A 15,497-nucleotide genomic window follows, 5' to 3' on the forward strand; every position below is an offset into this window, starting at 1 on the left:
TGTGGGTCAGAGTATACGGAAGAAGCCGTTCACTCTGAAGTACGGTGCGCGCTTTAAGGACAAGTTAATACTGGCGGCGCATTCGGGGGCGCTGTGAATTTTTACAAGGTGATCGGTATTAAGAAAACAATGGAAAATTTGCCTTTTCAAAATGAATGGACACCTTTGCTTAAAGCAGAGTTGGAGTCACCGCAGATGCAGGCCCTATTTGGGTTTTTAGAGAAGCGCAGAGCCAGTGGCGTAGAGGTCTATCCACCGTCTGACCAGGTGTTTGCGGCCTTTGCGCAGACGCCACCGCAGAACGTTCGTGTGGTGATTCTTGGGCAGGACCCTTACCACAACGTTGGTCAGGCCCATGGTCTATGTTTTTCGGTGAACTCCGGTACACCTGTCCCGCCATCTTTGGCAAATATTTTTCGCGAGTTGCGTGATGATTTGGGTATCGGTATGCCCAGCCATGGAAACCTTGGTGCCTGGGCTAATCAGGGAGTGTTGCTGTTAAACACCGTGCTAACGGTCGAGAAAAATCACGCCGGGTCGCACCAGGGTAAAGGCTGGGAGCAGTTCACTGACCGCGTGATTCGTCTGCTGTCTGATGGAGATCGGCCGCTGGTGTTCATGCTTTGGGGTGCGCAGGCCCAAAAAAAAGGTCAGTCCATTGATCGTAGTAAGCACTGTGTGCTGACAAGTTCGCATCCATCGCCTCTGAGTGCTTACCGTGGTTTTCTGGGCTGTCGACACTTCTCAAAGGCTAACGATTTTCTGAAGTCGCAGGGTGTCGCGCCCATTGACTGGTCTTTGCCGGAGTTGCCAAAGCCTTAGACATGACGATTTATTGATTGTGTGTGGCTTCGTGGGCAAGCGGTCTGAGTTGCTCGCCGTTTGTGAGCAACAAAACCGTGTTTAGGTATTCGCTCTGAACTTCCGCTGCCAGCACGGTGGGGGCGTCGGCTGCGCTTTCGGCACGAAGACAACGTCCGACAGTGATGCCCTCGGGAGTTAGCAAAGGCGTATCTCGGGCGATGGCGGGGGTGTCCAGGTCGTGCGCTGCCTGCAGCACCTGAAGGCGTCGCTTACTGTGGCCCTTATAATGCAGTCGCGCGACTATCTCCTGCCCGGTGTAGCAGCCCTTGTCAAAGGCCACGAGTCCCGTAAGGTCATAGTTCAAGGCTTGAGGAGTGAAGGCCCCAAGATCTTCAAGTTCTAAAGCGTAATGACCGTTGCGTAGCGTTTCCATTGCCCAGCGAGGCTCGGCATCAAGCGTTTGACGGGCAACGCGGCCGGCTAAATCGATAGGTTTGTGCGGGTCAATGCTCAGAACCTCACCGAAAGCCGATCCCCGGCGCAGCGTGAGGATTCCATCGCAAAGTGTTGTGGCCATGCTACCCGCAGCGCGCGGCTCATAGTCTGAAATCTCCCCGGATTCACGTGTGCCAATTATTGCGTCCTCGCGTGAATCCAAATCCACGCTGATTCGAGAAAACTGCGCATAACGTCGCAGAGTGTCGGCAACGTTCGAAGCCAGGGACTGTCGAAGCCGCAGCACAATGTGTGAATCGCTCAGCTGCAAAACCAGGATGTCACTGAGGACGCGTCCTTTGACGTTACATAGCGCTCCCATAACGGCATTGCCAACGGAAAGCTTTCGCGTGTCGCAGGTCAACTGCCCTTGGAGAAATTCAGGAATTTTGTTCCCGCGAAGATGAATCATCGCTTCACTGGGTAAAAAACAGGCAAAACCGCTCACGGTTACTCCTTGTCGCTCATTGAGCTTGCTGTGATTTGTGCAAAGGGAAGATGATAACCCGGAGACCGACTCGGCTATACTCCCGCGATCAATCGAACTGAGGTCTCGCATGGACGAAGAACACAAGCGCATGCGCTGGGCAAGTCGCCGCGGCATGCTTGAGCTTGACCTGATTCTTGAGCCGTTTGTGCGTTTGCACTACGCGCACTTAGATGATGAAGGTCGAAAGCGCTACCGGGAGTTAATGACTTGCCAGGATCAGGAACTCTTTGATTGGTTTTTGCGTAAGCAGGTGCCGGATAACTCTGAGCACGAGTTTATGGTCAGGACTATTTTAAGTGCGCGACGAGCTGAGGATACGCCTCCGTAAATCGTCTCTGCTACGCAACATGGTTCGCGCATCCGCCGTGCTTTGCGCTGTGAATGTTGTAGCGAGTATTTACAGCTCAGATTGGCGATTGCTGTTTGCATCGCTGGGTTTGGCCCTGCTTTGTACGACGCTGAATCAAATGAATCCTTGCGGGGTCACATTGGCGTGCGAATCAATCCGCCATGCTTCTTCGCAATGGCATTTTAAAGCCCGGGGCGCCTCGGAGTTTCTGCCCTGCAAACTGCAATCCACGGGGAGGCTCGCCAGCGTCCTGTGGCTGCATTGCGTGCTCCAAAAACCCTCGACGGAAGCCGCTGCGCCCGCCAAGACCTTGTTGATTTTTTATGACGCTATGTCTGAGGAGCAGTGGCGCTTATTTCGTCGCCAGATACGCCTGCAATTGCATGCTGCCCGGGACTAGTGCCAATAGTTGCCGGGGATCAATATCGTGTCCACGGGATCGGGGTTTAGCTCAGGGTAGTCAAGTGTGTAATGCAGCCCGCGGCTTTCTCGTCGTTCTATGGCGCAGCGAATCATGAGTTCCGCCACCATGGCCAGATTACGCAGCTCCAACAAATCATTAGTCACTTTATAGTTGCTGTAATACTCGTTGATCTCTGCCTGCAGCAGGTCAGCGCGCCGCAGTGCGCGCTGCAGTCGTTTGTCAGTGCGTACGATCCCCACGTAGTCCCACATGAACCGGCGTAGCTCGTGCCAGTTGTGCGAGATTACAACGTCCTCATCCGAGTTCGTTACCTGGCTTTCGTCCCAGGGCGGTGGGCTTTTTGCATTGCTGCTGCTCAGATCCTGTTCGCTGATGTGTCGCGCTGCAGCCTGGGCGTACACCAGGCATTCGAGAAGAGAGTTGCTGGCCATTCGGTTGGCTCCGTGAAGCCCGGTAAATGAGCACTCGCCTATGGCGTACAGTCCCTCTACATCGCTGCGGCCATGACTGTCTACCATGATACCCCCGCAGGTGTAATGCGCCGCAGGTACAACGGGTATGCGGTCCTGCGTAATGTCTATGCCGAACTCAAGGCAGCGCTCGTAAATAGTGGGGAAGTGCTGGCGCACAAAACCCGGGTCGCGGTGGGAAATATCCAGATACACGCAGTCGGCGCCCAATCGCTTCATTTCATGGTCTATGGCTCTAGCGACGATATCTCGAGGTGCGAGTTCGGCGCGCTCATCGAAGCGCGGCATAAACCTCTCACCGTTTGGCAGCAGCAGGTGGGCACCTTCGCCTCGCAGGGCTTCGGTAATAAGAAATGATTTTGCTTCCGGGTGATAAAGGCAGGTGGGATGGAACTGGTTAAACTCAAGATTGGCAACGCGACACCCGGCGCGCCAGGCTATTGCGATGCCATCTCCGCTAGCACCATCCGGATTGCTGGTGTAAAGATAGACTTTGCTTGCTCCACCACTGGCGAGTACCACAGCGCCGGCCTCAAAGAGATCCACACGGTCTTTCTGTTCGTCCAGTACGTAAATACCTTTGCAGCGGCCGTCATTGACCACGAGGTCGACGGCAATGCGTCCCGGAAGCAAGTCGATGTTATCTGCCTGGCGGGCACGCTGTTCAAGGACCTCGCCAATGGCGCCGCCGGTGCGATCGGCCGCATGCACAATACGCCGGTGGCTGTGTCCCCCCTCCTGAGCAAGGTGATACTCCGGTGACTGAGTCTGATCTATATCCTCCCGAAGGTCGAAGTCGACGCCAAGAGACGCAAGCCAGTCGACGGTCTCCCTGCTGTGAGAAACCGTAAGCTCTACCGCGTCGCGGTGGCATAGACCCGCGCCAGCGCGAAGGGTGTCCTCCACATGGGCGTCTACACTGTCCCGGGCGTGCAGGACGGCGGCCATTCCGCCCTGAGCCCAATAGGTCGAGCTCTGTTTGACGTCCCCTTTGGAGAGAACGGCAATGCGATAGTGTGCTGGAAGTCGTAAAGCGAGCGCCAAACCTGCGGCGCCTCGACCGATGATTACAACATCGTGGCGATAATGCGTGCTCATTTGCCGCCAAGAGTCCTTATAAAGAAAGCTGAATGACAGGTATCATGCCTGTTTTATTCCAGTATCGGTACAGTGATTCCCCTGTGTGGCTGGTCTTGCCTCAGAAGGTAAATAAGTCACAGGGAACTGTAGGGATTTACGGGTGTCCATAATTGCAGGTGGGGCAGCATGCGGTTGCTGACGCCGTGCATCAAGGAGGAGTGCGACGTTTGACCGCTTCGGTCACAGATAAACAGTTGGTTGTGCGGGTTCAAAAAGGCGATAAAAGCGCCTTTGATCTGCTGGTTATCAAATACCAGCAGAAGATTATGAGCCTCATCAGCCGCTACGTGCGTGACGCAGACGAGGTGCAGGACGTGGCCCAGGAAGCGTTTATCAAAGCGTATCGAGCGCTACCCGGATTTCGGGGGGACAGCGCTTTTTATACTTGGCTATATCGCATTGCGATCAATACGGCCAAGAATCACCTTGTTTCGCGTTCTCGTAGGCCGCCGGGCTCGGATGTCGATGTTGACGATGCTCAATATCTGGAGGCGGGTGACGCTTTACGCGATCGCGAGACGCCCGAGAACGCTTTGTTTGGTGAGGAGTTGAGAGCCAGAGTCAACGAAGCGCTGGACGCGCTGCCAGATGATTTGCGTACTGCGGTAACTTTGCGGGAATTTGACGGTCTCAGTTATGAGGAAATCGCGGAAGTCATGGAGTGTCCGGTAGGCACGGTGCGTTCAAGGATTTTTCGCGCCCGGGAAGCGATTGACAAAATTGTGCAGCAGCAAATGGATGGCTTGTAGCCGGGTGTTTTTGGTAGCGGTATCACAAAAGTAAGGCAAGAATTGTAATGAGTCGTGGAGATATACAGTATGCGTAATGCCCAGAGCATTGGTCCGGGAGCAACACCAGAGGAGACTTTGTCGGCGCTGGCCGATAATGAAGCTCAGGAACTGGAGCTTCGGCGAGTTCTGCGCGAGTTGGACGGTGCTCCCGAATTGCGCGATCACTGGTATCGTTTACATGCAGCTCGCGCGGTGATGCATGGTGAGACGGTGCGGCCGTCGTCAGGTTTCGCGGTATCAGTGCGAGCAGCGATAGATGCTGAGCCTGCGCTGCGACAAAGTAATGCAGGAAACCTCAGACGTGCCCTGGGCAGCTTTGCGGTAGCGGCATCTGTGGCGGCAGTGGTTGTATTAGGCGGTCAGCAACTGGCAGTGACATCGGCTGGAGGCGGCGCGGATCTTGTGGCTCGGGTGGCCCCGTTGCCTGTGGGGGTGGTCAATACAGCGGGTGCGGTGCCGGTCCAAGCGAGCTTTGGAACGCGCGCGCTGCCCACGCTTCAGCCAGCTGATCGCACGGCCTATCGAGAGCTCGCCAGGCAAAGGCTCCGTCGCTACAGTCAGGAACACGCCGAACATGCGTCACTCAATACACCGCAGGGGATGTTGCCTTTTGCCCGTGTTCCGGTGATCGAGCAGTAGGTGTCTATGAATTCAGAGAAGCAGAGCAGGGCTGCGTTCGTGCGTGCCTTGCTGCCTGGTTTGCTGGTTTTGATGTTGCCGATGATGGCGTGGGCACAGCAGCAATGCGAAGCGCTGGATCCTGCAGTGGCTCAATTGCTGCAAGCTATGTCGAGCAATGCGCAGCAGGTAAGTTACAGCGGTGTGGTGACCTTGCAGCGCGGCAGTGATATGCAAATCATGGAGCTGTCGCACAGCGTCTCTGATGGTCAGGCCACCGAAGAATTGGCGCGTCTGACGGGGCAGGATGCGCGAGTCGAGAGATCGGGCCACCCCACCGGCTGCATGCACCCGGGGCATCAACTGCTCCGTGCGGCAGACGTGCTCGGGGGGACATTTTGCGGACTGGCATCGGTCTATAAGTTTCGGGTGCAACCAGGCGATCGCATTGCTGGCCGAGAGTCCCTCCGGCTGCGAGTGGAGCCACGCGACATGTATCGCTTTGGCCATGTCCTTGAGCTGGATCAGGATACGGCGCTGATACTGAAGTCATCGACCCTGGCAGCGGATCAACGTGTTCTTGAGCAGTTTCAGTTCGCGAGTCTCTCTATGAGTCCGGGCGAGCCCAAGGAAGCCGTGGTAGCTCACGAGGCGAGTCACCCCCATCCACACGAATCTGAACATTTGAGGGCAGGTATCACCTGGGAGCTGGCCTGGCTACCGGATGGCTTCATGGCCACAGATGCCGCGCCCATGGAATCCCAACGAAAGAGCTATACCGATGGCTTGGCGTCGTTCTCGGTTTTCCTCGAGCCTCTGGGCGTGGCTATCAAGCCCGGAGAGGGTGTCGAGCGTCAGGGAAGCACCGTGGCCTACACCAGGGGAGTCTTGCTCCAGCGTAGACCTGTACTGATAACGGTACTTGGGGAGATCCCTACAAACACGGCTCGTATGCTGGCTGATTCTGTGAGGTTGCGCTGATGCCGGTCACTGTGATGGTGGTTTATGCTCACTGAGACCGCTCGTGTTGTCGCTCTGGAGGGGGACTCCGTTTGGGTTGAGACCCTGAGACAGTCCAGCTGTGGTGCCTGCGCGGCTCGCTCTGGCTGTGGTCACGGTATGATTAACAGCGCCAAGGCCGGCGTTTCTCAGGGCTTGATAAAGGCGCTGTTACCGCTGGATAGCGGCCTGACAGTGAGTCTTCACGACACCGTGGAGATCGCTATACCCGAACGTGGTTTTTTGCGGGCGGCGTGGATGCTCTATGCCATGCCGTTACTGATGACGGTCCTGGCTGCGGTAGTGGCTGATCAGTTATTTTCATCGGCTGCGCTATCGCAGGCAGCTGCTGATCTGCGAGTCACCCTGGCTGCAATAGCCGGCTTGGCGGGGGGCTTACTGATACTGCGGGCCGTGAGTCGCCGGATGAGCCATGATCCCGATATTCAGCCGAGAGTGACCGGGGTCAGCTGATCCAAAACGGCACTGTGCGCGAATCTTTGATGCAAACCTATTTCTAGACCGACCATGATCCTGGAGAGACCCATGAGACATCTTATTGGAGGCCTGAGGGCAACACTGCTGAGCACTGTAGCCTTGGCTTTGCTGCTGTCGGCCTCGTTTAGCCGCGCGGTGGAATTGCCCGATTTTACGAAAATTGTGGCGCAGCAATCACCCGCAGTGGTCAAAATTATCGTTGAGGCGAGCGCGTCCGGCGGTGGTCAAAATATCAATGAAGAAGAAATCCCCGAATTTCTCCGGCGTTATTTCCAGATGCCTGATCCTCCTCAGGGCCCCCAGGGTCCTCAGGAGCGCATGGCCACCGGATCAGGCTTTATTATTTCGGACGATGGATATGTGGTGACCAATCACCATGTTGTAGAAGATGCGGATGTTGTGACAGTAAGGCTTTCCGATCGACGTGAGTACGAGGCGGAAATAGTGGGACTCGACCCACGCTCGGATCTTGCTTTGCTGCGTATTGAGGCTGAAAAGCTGCCGTTTTTAGTGCTCGGCGCGGACGACGGGCTGCAAGTAGGTGAGTGGGTGCTGGCCATCGGCTCTCCTTTTGGCCTGGATTACTCTGTGACGGCGGGCATCGTGAGCGCCAAAGGGCGCAGCCTCCCGACTCGCAGCCGTGAAAACTACGTGCCCTTCATACAAACCGATGTTGCTATTAACCCTGGTAATTCAGGTGGACCACTGTTTAACCTCAAAGGTGAGGTGGTAGGCGTGAACTCACAGATATTCACGACTCGCGCCGGCGGTTCTATTGGTTTGTCATTTGCCATTCCGGTTAACGTCGTGCGCAATGTGGTTACTCAGTTGAAAGAAGGTGGCACGGTAACTCGCGGTTGGCTGGGCGTTACGATTCAGAACGTGGACCGTAATCTTGGAGAGTCCTTTGGCCTTGATCGCCCTCGGGGCGCTCTAATATCGCAAATTGCCAGCGACGGGCCGGCGGCCAAGTCGGGACTTGAGCCTGGTGACATCATTATTGAATTTGACGGTGAAAGCATAGAAACGTCAGCTGATCTTCCTCACGTGGTGGGTCTCATAGCGCCGGGAACCGAGGTTGACGTGTTGATCGTCCGTAACCGGAAACAGAAAACGGTTGAGGTCGAGGTGGGCGGACTGGACGCTGATGATAGCGTCGATCAGGCCTATCGCGGTTCAGGTGAGGATTCTTTGCGCGGTGGACGCCTGGGAATTGTCGTTGAAGAAGCGCCGGAAGAGATGCTCAGTCGTTGGGATCTGGCCGGGGGCGTGGTTGTGCGCAGTGTGGAGCCTGAATCGCCGGCCGATGAAGCCGGTTTGATGCCCGGGGACGTCATTACCGCTGTAGGTTCCACGCCTGTGCGCTCCATGGACACCTTCAGGGAGATTGTAGAAGAGCTAGAGGATGGCGCGTCTGTCCCATTGCGGCTGATTCGCAGAGGCTCTCCTATGTTTATTGGCCTTCGTCTCAAAGAGTGATGCTCCGGCGGTGGCCGCTAAGGTCCCGATCGATCACTTGTGTTACTCGTGGCGAGCGGGGCCTCACTGAGCTACAATGCCGCGCTTTTTGCCGGGACCTCAATGGAGGTCCCGTTTCGCTTTTTTCTAGTGAGCATGCCCCTTGAGTGACCTCGATCACATCCGAAATTTTTCTATCATCGCCCACATCGATCATGGGAAGTCGACGCTGGCCGATCGCTTCATCCAGCACTGCGGTGGGCTAAGCTCCCGGGAGATGCAGGCCCAGGTCCTCGATTCTATGGATATCGAGCGAGAGCGCGGCATTACTATCAAGGCGCAAAGCGTAACTCTGGATTATCTCGCGGCCAACGGTGAGACCTACCAACTCAATTTTATTGATACGCCGGGACATGTGGACTTCTCTTATGAAGTGTCACGCTCCCTTGAGGCCTGTGAGGGCGCGCTGCTGGTCGTCGATGCCGGGCAGGGCGTTGAGGCTCAATCGGTGGCCAACTGCTACACCGCGCTGGAGTTGGGTCTTGAGGTTTTACCTATTCTCAACAAGATGGATTTGCCCCAGGCAGACCCGGATAAGGTTCGGGTAGAAATAGAAGAAATTATCGGTATCGATGCGACAGAGGCCTGTCTGGTTTCAGCCAAGTCGGGCTTGGGCATCGAAGATGCTCTTGAGTATCTCGTGAAGCATATTCCCCCTCCCGCGGGTGATCGTGAGGCGCCACTGCAGGCACTGATTATCGACAGCTGGTTCGATAACTATCTCGGTGTGGTGTCTTTGGTACGTGTTAAACAGGGTGTGCTGACCCGGCGAGACCGCATTATCACCAAGTCGACGGGTAAGCAGCATCAAGTCGATGGAGTAGGGATTTTTACCCCCAAGCGGGAAGCGCGTGAATGCCTGCAGGCCGGCGAAGTGGGCTATGTGGTTGCCGGTATCAAGGATATTCTTGGGGCACCGGTAGGCGATACCCTGGTTCACGCAAAAACACCGGATGTGCCGTCTTTGCCCGGCTTTAAAATGGTGAAGCCACAGGTGTATGCAGGTATTTTTACAGTGTCTACGGACGACTATGAAGATTTCCGCGATGCCTTGGCCAAGTTGACACTCAACGATGCGTCACTGTTTTACGAACCTGAGACATCCGACGCTCTAGGTTTTGGTTTTCGCTGTGGTTTCCTGGGCATGCTGCACATGGAGATCATCCAAGAACGTCTGGAGCGTGAGTACGATCTTGACCTGATAACTACGGCGCCAACGGTTGTGTACGAAGTCCTCACCAAACGCGGTGAAACCGTGCGCGTCGACAATCCCTCGGCGCTGCCGGATATGGGAGATGTTGATGAGATGCGTGAACCCATTGCGCGGTGCAATATTCTTGTTCCTCAGGACTATCTGGGCAACGTAATCACCCTGTGTGTAGAAAAGCGCGGCGTACAAGTCGATATGCAGTTTCTCGGATCACAGGTCTCGTTGACCTACGATATTCCCATGGCGGACGTGGTTCTGGATTTCTTCGACCGATTAAAGTCCGTCAGCCGTGGCTATGCCTCGCTGGATTACAGTTTTGATCGATTTGAGACCGCGACATTGGCACGGCTCGATGTGTTGATAAACGGGGACCGCGTTGATGCTCTGGCTTTGATTGTGCATCGTGATCAAGTGGAGTACCGCGGCCGTCAGCTGACGGAAAAGATGAAAGAGCTCATTCCGCGACAGATGTTTGATGTCGCTATTCAGGCCGCGGTGGGTGGTAAGGTCGTGGCAAGACAGACTGTCAAAGCGCTGCGTAAAAATGTGACGGCCAAGTGTTACGGCGGCGACGTGAGTCGTAAGCGTAAGCTCCTGGATAAACAAAAAGCCGGTAAAAAACGCATGAAGCAGGTTGGTAGCGTTGAGATTCCGCAATCAGCGTTCCTTGCGGTGCTCAAAGTAGATTAATGATGGGCCTTTCCAAAGTGAACAACAGGAGCGTTTATGTCGCTTGATTTTCCGCTGATCCTGGTGATTCTCGTGTTTGGGACAGGACTCATCTGGCTGGCAGATCGCTTGCTTTGGGCCCCGGGCCGACAGCGTAGCCTTGACGCTCTGTGCGCGCAGTATCCTCAATGGAGTCAGGATGGCTCGACGGATGCCAAGCGTTTTAGTGTGGCTGCAAAGACGCTTCCCCGGGAGTCAACGATCGTAGAGTATTCACGGTCTTTCTTTCCTGTGCTCGCCGTGGTGTTCGTTCTCCGGAGCTTTTTGGCAGAGCCCTTTCAGATTCCGTCGTCTTCTATGGTGCCCACGCTGGAGGTTGGAGACTACATACTGGTTAACAAGTTCGTTTACGGTATTCGACTTCCGGTTCTGAGAACCAAAGTACTGGCTATCAGTGAACCTAAGCGCGGCGATGTCATGGTGTTCTTCCCGCCGCACCTCAATAAGACTTATTACATCAAACGCGTTATCGGTTTGCCCGGTGATGTGGTGAGCTATCGTAGTAAGCGCCTTTACGTTAACGGAGAGCCGATTCCCTTTGAGCCTCTGGCGGTGGTGCCAGAGGGGCGGTCTCGCTATCAGATGGGGTTAGCGGAGCTTGGCGGCAAGAGTCACCTTCAGCAGATTAACCTTATGCGCCCCGGACGGGACTTCACGGTCACTGTAAAGCCCGGACACTACTTTATGATGGGCGATAATCGCGATAATAGTTCTGACAGCCGGGTTTGGGGGCAGGTGAGCGAGCGCGATATAGTAGGCAAAGCGTTCGCGATCTGGATGCATTGGGATTCCCTGTTTAGTATTCCAAGCTTTGATCGTGTGGGCGGTATCGAATAACTCCGCTAATGGCGGACAGTCACCAAGGGGGCGACTATGAAAACGCTAGGTAGACAGCAGGGTATGGGCATGCTGAGCATGCTGATTATCGCTACGATGGTGGGGTTTTTTGTTATGTCCGGTATTCGTATCGCACCGGGTTTGATTGAGTACCAGACTATCCGCGAACTGGTGATCGAAGCGGCAGAAGGATTCAACGACGATGAAGACACCATCGCCGATATTCGTCGCCATCTTGCGGGCAGTTTCAATATGAACCAGATACAAACCATTGGGCCCAGAGATGTGGAGATCACTCGCGAAGACGGCAAGGTGATGATTAACGCCAACTATGAAGATCGTATTCCATTGTTTTGGCGCTTAGATGCTGTGGTTAAGTACGACGACCTGGTGTTCATCGCCGGCGAGCGTTATTCCGACGAGTGATGGATACACAGCAATGGCTGCAGCGGCAGTTTGGCTGTCGGCTGCGCAATGGAACATTGCTGACCCAGGCGCTTTCTCATCGTAGTGTTGGCAGTCGTAATAACGAGCGTCTGGAGTTTCTGGGTGACTCGGTACTGGGTTACGTTGTCAGCGAAGAACTCTATAGTCGCTTTCCTGACGCCGATGAGGGGCAGTTGAGTCGCCTCCGCGTGTCCCTGGTAAAAGGTAGCGCTCTGGCGGCAGTTGCTCGGGAACTCGACTTGGGGGAGCAACTGCGTCTCGGTGCTGGAGAAGTTCACGGTGGTGGTCGCCGCCGTGACTCAATTCTTGCAGATACACTTGAAGCTCTTCTGGGAGCTATCGCGCTCGACCTGGGCATAGACGCCTGTCGACTGGCGATCGGTAAAGTGTTTCAAAGCCGCTTTGATGGCCTGAAGCTAGAGCAAGCGCGCAAGGATCCCAAAACCCGCCTGCAGGAGTATTTGCAGGGTCGAGGACGGCCCTTGCCCGACTATGTGCTGCGCGAGGCCGCCGGCGAAGATCATGCGCGAATATTTACAGTTGCCTGTGAATTGTCAGATGGCGACGAAGTGGCAGAGGGCGTTGGCGAAAGCCGTCGCGCTGCGGAACAGGCTGCAGCGACAGCGGTATTGATCCAATTGGGGGAATCATGAGCGAAGAAACGCGCTGCGGCTACGTGGCGATTGTAGGTCGGCCCAATGTCGGTAAATCTACGTTGTTAAATCATCTGCTGGGACAAAAACTATCCATTACCTCGCGTAAACCCCAAACCACCCGTCATCAGGTTCTTGGCATCAAGACAACAGAAACGGCCCAGATGTTGTTTGTCGACACGCCGGGTATTCATGGTGGTGAGGACCGGGCCTTAAATCGCTTTATGAATCGTACCGCGAGTGCCGCATTGGCCGCGGTGGATATCGTTGTGATGGTGGTGGATCGAGGCGAGTGGCGAGATGACGACGAGCGGGTGCTGCGAAGCTGTGTGGCGAGTAATGCACCGGTGCTGCTTGTGATCAATAAAGTTGACCTTGAAGACAATCCCAATGCCATTCTCCCCAGTCTGCAGTCGTTGGCTGATCGAGCGGATTTTGCCGCTCTGATTCCACTGTCAGCATTGCGCGGACGAAATCTCGACGTACTGGAAACCGAAATTGTGCAACGGCTGCCGAGCGCTCCCTTTCTGTTTGAAGAAGATGAAATAACAGATCGTAGTACACGCTTTTTGGTTGCAGAAATTGTACGAGAGAAAATCACCAGACAACTTGGTGATGAGTTGCCTTACTCCACAACCGTGGAGATTGAGGAATACGGACATGAAGGCTCAATTGTGCATATTTCCGCAGTCATACTTGTGGAAAGAAAAGGCCAGAAGGCTATTTTGATCGGTCAAAAGGGATCTCGGCTACGTCAGATTGGCACCGAGGCGCGTCAGGATATTGAACGCCTCATAGACAGCAAGGTCATGCTCAACCTCTGGGTGAAGGTTCGATCCGGATGGGCGGACGATGAGCGGGCATTGCGGAGCTTGGGCTATGACGATGGGCGTTGAGCGTCATAGACAGCCTGGCTGATGCGCGTCCAGCTGCAGCCTTGTTATCTTTTGCACCGTCGCCCTTTTCGCGACAATAGCGAACTGCTTGATGTTTTTAGCGTTGAGCATGGGCGTTTGGGTCTGGTTGCCCGGGGGCTTAGCCGTCGCCGCCGAGGAGGCCCCTTGGGAGCGGTGTTACAGCCGTTTCGCCCTCTGTTATTGAGCTTTAGTGGTAAAGGCGAATTGCTGACCCTTACGGGCGCCGAGTCAGGCGGAGAGCTGCCGCCGCTGCATGGCGAGGCTCTGCTCAGTGCCTTTTACCTCAGCGAATTACTGCTGCGCCTCTTACAGCGTTTTGAAGTCCAGCCCGCTATTTTTACTGCCTACGGTGCCGCTATTGCTGACCTGTCCGACATCGCGGACGGGGAACGTACACGAGTGGCTCTGGAGCCTGCGCTACGACGCTTCGAGTTTCGACTGCTTGAAGAACTCGGATACGCCGTGGATTTGTCCACCGAAGCGTCCCGCGGGGCTTTGATACGCGCCGATGCCAGCTATGCTCTGGTCCCGGACTTCGGTCTTCGAGAGATAGCTGTAGCTGCGCCAGCGTCCAATAGCAGCTTTAGCGGAGCAGAAGTCATAGCCATTGCCCAAGGCGATTTTGCTGGTGCCAACGGCACGGCCGCCAAACGGATGGTGAGGATCTTGCTGCATCCGCATCTTGGTAGCGCACCGTTGCGCTCGCGAAGTATGTTTGAAACCAGCGGGGGGCAGCAGGCACCGGAAGGTGAAACTCTTAAGGCAGGTGGCGCTTGATAGGCATTGGCACAGATATTGTTGAGATTGATAGGGTGGAGGCGGTTTGGCGCCGCCATGGGGAACGTTTTGAGCAAAGAATTCTCACGCCCGATGAAGTGTTGATTTGTCAGGCAAAGGCGCAGCCATGGCGCTATCTGGCGAAACGCTTCGCGGCGAAAGAGGCTGTCGCCAAGAGCATTGGTACGGGTATTGGAGTTGAGTTGAGCTGGCAGGATATTGAACTGCGTGCCCACCCATCGGGTGCGCCGGTGGTGCATTTGTCGCCCCGGGGTAGTGCATTGGCTAAAAAAAAGGGCGGCAGCACGGTGATGCTAAGCCTGTCTGACGAGCGTGCATATGCGGTGGCGTTCGCCCTGTTGCTGGCTTAAGGTGTTCGCCGATTTATCCTTGTCTGTAACCACGCTGCCCAGGAATGTTAAGGACTGATATGCCAGATTATCCAACTATTGAGGCCTGTATTGGCAATACGCCTCTGGTGCGCCTGCAGCGCTTGCCGGGGGCGACGAGCAACGTACTGCTGGCCAAGCTTGAAGGGGATAACCCCGCAGGCTCCGTAAAGGATCGTCCGGCGATGAGCATGATTGCCGAGGCAGAAGCCAGAGGTGAAATTTCACCCGGCGACACGATTATCGAAGCCACCAGTGGTAACACTGGTATTGCCTTGGCCATGGCCGCGGCCATCCGCGGGTACCAGATGCGATTGATTATGCCGGCGAGCGCCAGCAGCGAGCGGAAACAGGCGATGCGTGCCTATGGGGCAGAACTCATCGAAGTCACCGCTGAGCAGGGTATGGAGGGTGCTCGGGATTTGGCACACGCCATGCGCGATGCTGGCGAAGGGATTGTGCTTGATCAATTTGCGAATCCGGACAATCCCCTGGCGCACTATCGCGGGACCGGGCCAGAAATTTGGGAGCAAACCGCCGGAGAAATCACGCATTTTGTCAGTTCTATGGGCACCACGGGTACGATTATGGGGTGTTCGGCATACTTTAAGGCGCAAAATCCCCAGATCGAGATCGTCGGGCTTCAGCCTAAGGAGGGAGCCAGTATTCCGGGTATTCGACGCTGGCCTCAGGCCTACCTGCCGAAAATTTTCGAGCCTGCTCGGGTAGACCGCGTTTTGGATATTTCGCAGCAGGAAGCACAAGACACGATGCGCGCGCTGGCACGGGAAGAGGGGATTTTCTGCGGTGTGTCCGCCGGAGGTGCTGTTGCTGGAGCTTTGCGTGTTTCGGCGGAAGTAGAAAATGCAACGATCGTCATGATCATCTGTGATCGTGGCGATCGTTATCTCTCTACCGGGGTTTTCGACAAAAACTGAATCT

General features: G+C 55.3%; 18 protein-coding genes. 16 read left to right on the forward strand and 2 right to left on the reverse strand.

The window, feature by feature from the left end; translation table 11 throughout:
* The first annotated feature begins 129 nt into the window (after positions 1-129).
* The gene (gene ung / locus R0135_RS01755) at positions 130-822 is read left to right on the forward strand and encodes a uracil-DNA glycosylase (RefSeq protein WP_407348546.1); all 693 of its coding nucleotides are present in this window, start codon (positions 130-132) and stop codon (positions 820-822) included.
* A gap of 10 nt (positions 823-832) precedes the next feature.
* On the opposite strand, the gene R0135_RS01760 is transcribed toward ung, so the two are convergent.
* A complete protein-coding gene (locus R0135_RS01760) occupies positions 833-1,747 on the reverse strand; it encodes a YgfZ/GcvT domain-containing protein (protein ID WP_407348547.1) in 915 nt (304 codons plus the stop codon).
* Positions 1,748-1,856: 109 nt separating this feature from the next.
* Between R0135_RS01760 and R0135_RS01765 the strand changes: the two genes are divergently transcribed.
* Together R0135_RS01765 and R0135_RS01770 are read left to right on the forward strand one after the other, a co-directional pair.
* Positions 1,857-2,117: a succinate dehydrogenase assembly factor 2 gene (locus tag R0135_RS01765; RefSeq protein WP_407348548.1), complete on the forward strand. Its 261-nt coding sequence runs from the start codon at positions 1,857-1,859 to the stop codon at positions 2,115-2,117.
* A 19-nt stretch (positions 2,118-2,136) separates the two neighbouring features.
* Positions 2,137-2,538: a hypothetical protein gene (locus tag R0135_RS01770; RefSeq protein ID WP_407348549.1), complete on the forward strand. Its 402-nt coding sequence runs from the start codon at positions 2,137-2,139 to the stop codon at positions 2,536-2,538.
* Here R0135_RS01770 and nadB read toward each other — a convergent pair.
* On the reverse strand, positions 2,535-4,130 hold the full coding sequence (nadB, locus tag R0135_RS01775; protein WP_407348550.1) for an L-aspartate oxidase: 1,596 nt from the start codon (positions 4,128-4,130) through the stop codon (positions 2,535-2,537). The two genes, R0135_RS01770 and nadB, sit on opposite strands and share 4 nt — an antisense overlap.
* 209 nt (positions 4,131-4,339) lie before the next feature.
* Between nadB and rpoE the strand changes: the two genes are divergently transcribed.
* The 13 genes from rpoE to cysM all read left to right on the forward strand — a co-directional run bounded on the left by rpoE (position 4,340) and on the right by cysM (position 15,493).
* Positions 4,340-4,921, forward strand: coding sequence for an RNA polymerase sigma factor RpoE (gene rpoE / locus R0135_RS01780; RefSeq protein WP_407348551.1), 582 nt, complete (start codon positions 4,340-4,342; stop codon positions 4,919-4,921).
* A 69-nt stretch (positions 4,922-4,990) separates the two neighbouring features.
* Positions 4,991-5,602, forward strand: a complete 612-nt coding sequence (locus R0135_RS01785; protein ID WP_407348552.1) for a sigma-E factor negative regulatory protein — start codon at positions 4,991-4,993, stop codon at positions 5,600-5,602.
* Positions 5,603-5,608: 6 nt separating this feature from the next.
* Complete coding sequence (locus R0135_RS01790; protein ID WP_407348553.1) at positions 5,609-6,562, forward strand: MucB/RseB C-terminal domain-containing protein; 954 nt, start codon at positions 5,609-5,611, stop codon at positions 6,560-6,562.
* 24 nt (positions 6,563-6,586) lie between these two features.
* Positions 6,587-7,054, forward strand: coding sequence for a SoxR reducing system RseC family protein (locus R0135_RS01795; protein ID WP_407348554.1), 468 nt, complete (start codon positions 6,587-6,589; stop codon positions 7,052-7,054).
* A 72-nt stretch (positions 7,055-7,126) separates the two neighbouring features.
* On the forward strand, positions 7,127-8,557 hold the full coding sequence (locus R0135_RS01800; protein WP_407348555.1) for a Do family serine endopeptidase: 1,431 nt from the start codon (positions 7,127-7,129) through the stop codon (positions 8,555-8,557).
* 142 nt (positions 8,558-8,699) lie between these two features.
* Complete coding sequence (gene lepA / locus R0135_RS01805; RefSeq protein ID WP_407348556.1) at positions 8,700-10,496, forward strand: translation elongation factor 4; 1,797 nt, start codon at positions 8,700-8,702, stop codon at positions 10,494-10,496.
* A gap of 36 nt (positions 10,497-10,532) precedes the next feature.
* The gene (lepB, locus tag R0135_RS01810; protein ID WP_407348557.1) at positions 10,533-11,372 is read left to right on the forward strand and encodes a signal peptidase I; all 840 of its coding nucleotides are present in this window, start codon (positions 10,533-10,535) and stop codon (positions 11,370-11,372) included.
* 36 nt (positions 11,373-11,408) lie between these two features.
* Positions 11,409-11,798 (forward strand): DUF4845 domain-containing protein, encoded by a 390-nt coding sequence (locus R0135_RS01815; RefSeq protein ID WP_407348558.1) that lies wholly within the window; start codon positions 11,409-11,411, stop codon positions 11,796-11,798.
* Entirely contained in the window at positions 11,798-12,472 is a 675-nt protein-coding gene (gene rnc / locus R0135_RS01820) for a ribonuclease III (RefSeq protein WP_407348559.1), read from the forward strand. Before R0135_RS01815 ends, rnc begins: the two co-directional genes overlap by 1 nt.
* Positions 12,469-13,368, forward strand: a complete 900-nt coding sequence (gene era, locus R0135_RS01825; protein ID WP_407348560.1) for a GTPase Era — start codon at positions 12,469-12,471, stop codon at positions 13,366-13,368. The genes rnc and era overlap by 4 nt, the downstream gene beginning before the upstream one ends.
* Before the next feature lie 21 nt (positions 13,369-13,389).
* On the forward strand, positions 13,390-14,166 hold the full coding sequence (gene recO / locus R0135_RS01830; protein ID WP_407348561.1) for a DNA repair protein RecO: 777 nt from the start codon (positions 13,390-13,392) through the stop codon (positions 14,164-14,166).
* Positions 14,163-14,537 carry a holo-ACP synthase gene (gene acpS / locus R0135_RS01835; RefSeq protein ID WP_407348562.1) on the forward strand — a complete coding sequence of 125 codons (375 nt, stop codon included), beginning with the start codon at positions 14,163-14,165 and terminating at the stop codon, positions 14,535-14,537. Before recO ends, acpS begins: the two co-directional genes overlap by 4 nt.
* Before the next feature lie 59 nt (positions 14,538-14,596).
* A complete protein-coding gene (gene cysM, locus R0135_RS01840) occupies positions 14,597-15,493 on the forward strand; it encodes a cysteine synthase CysM (RefSeq protein WP_407348563.1) in 897 nt (298 codons plus the stop codon).
* The last annotated feature ends 4 nt before the right edge of the window (positions 15,494-15,497 follow it).

It is taken from the genome of Congregibacter variabilis, from assembly GCF_045689235.1.
GTDB classification, from domain to species: Bacteria; Pseudomonadota; Gammaproteobacteria; order Pseudomonadales; family Halieaceae; genus Congregibacter; species Congregibacter variabilis.

Excerpts from the sequence above, each read along its gene's own strand:
- ung (WP_407348546.1), top strand. The coding sequence starts at position 130 with ATGGAAAATTTGCCTTTTCAAAATGAATGGACACCTTTGCTTAAAGCA.
- R0135_RS01765 (WP_407348548.1), top strand. The coding sequence starts at position 1,857 with ATGGACGAAGAACACAAGCGCATGCGCTGGGCAAGTCGCCGCGGCATG.
- R0135_RS01770 (WP_407348549.1), top strand. The coding sequence starts at position 2,137 with ATGGTTCGCGCATCCGCCGTGCTTTGCGCTGTGAATGTTGTAGCGAGT.
- nadB (WP_407348550.1), bottom strand. The coding sequence starts at position 4,130 with ATGAGCACGCATTATCGCCACGATGTTGTAATCATCGGTCGAGGCGCC.
- R0135_RS01785 (WP_407348552.1), top strand. The coding sequence starts at position 4,991 with ATGCGTAATGCCCAGAGCATTGGTCCGGGAGCAACACCAGAGGAGACT.
- R0135_RS01790 (WP_407348553.1), top strand. The coding sequence starts at position 5,609 with ATGAATTCAGAGAAGCAGAGCAGGGCTGCGTTCGTGCGTGCCTTGCTG.
- R0135_RS01795 (WP_407348554.1), top strand. The coding sequence starts at position 6,587 with ATGCTCACTGAGACCGCTCGTGTTGTCGCTCTGGAGGGGGACTCCGTT.
- R0135_RS01800 (WP_407348555.1), top strand. The coding sequence starts at position 7,127 with ATGAGACATCTTATTGGAGGCCTGAGGGCAACACTGCTGAGCACTGTA.
- lepB (WP_407348557.1), top strand. The coding sequence starts at position 10,533 with ATGTCGCTTGATTTTCCGCTGATCCTGGTGATTCTCGTGTTTGGGACA.
- R0135_RS01815 (WP_407348558.1), top strand. The coding sequence starts at position 11,409 with ATGAAAACGCTAGGTAGACAGCAGGGTATGGGCATGCTGAGCATGCTG.
- rnc (WP_407348559.1), top strand. The coding sequence starts at position 11,798 with ATGGATACACAGCAATGGCTGCAGCGGCAGTTTGGCTGTCGGCTGCGC.
- era (WP_407348560.1), top strand. The coding sequence starts at position 12,469 with ATGAGCGAAGAAACGCGCTGCGGCTACGTGGCGATTGTAGGTCGGCCC.
- recO (WP_407348561.1), top strand. The coding sequence starts at position 13,390 with ATGCGCGTCCAGCTGCAGCCTTGTTATCTTTTGCACCGTCGCCCTTTT.
- cysM (WP_407348563.1), top strand. The coding sequence starts at position 14,597 with ATGCCAGATTATCCAACTATTGAGGCCTGTATTGGCAATACGCCTCTG.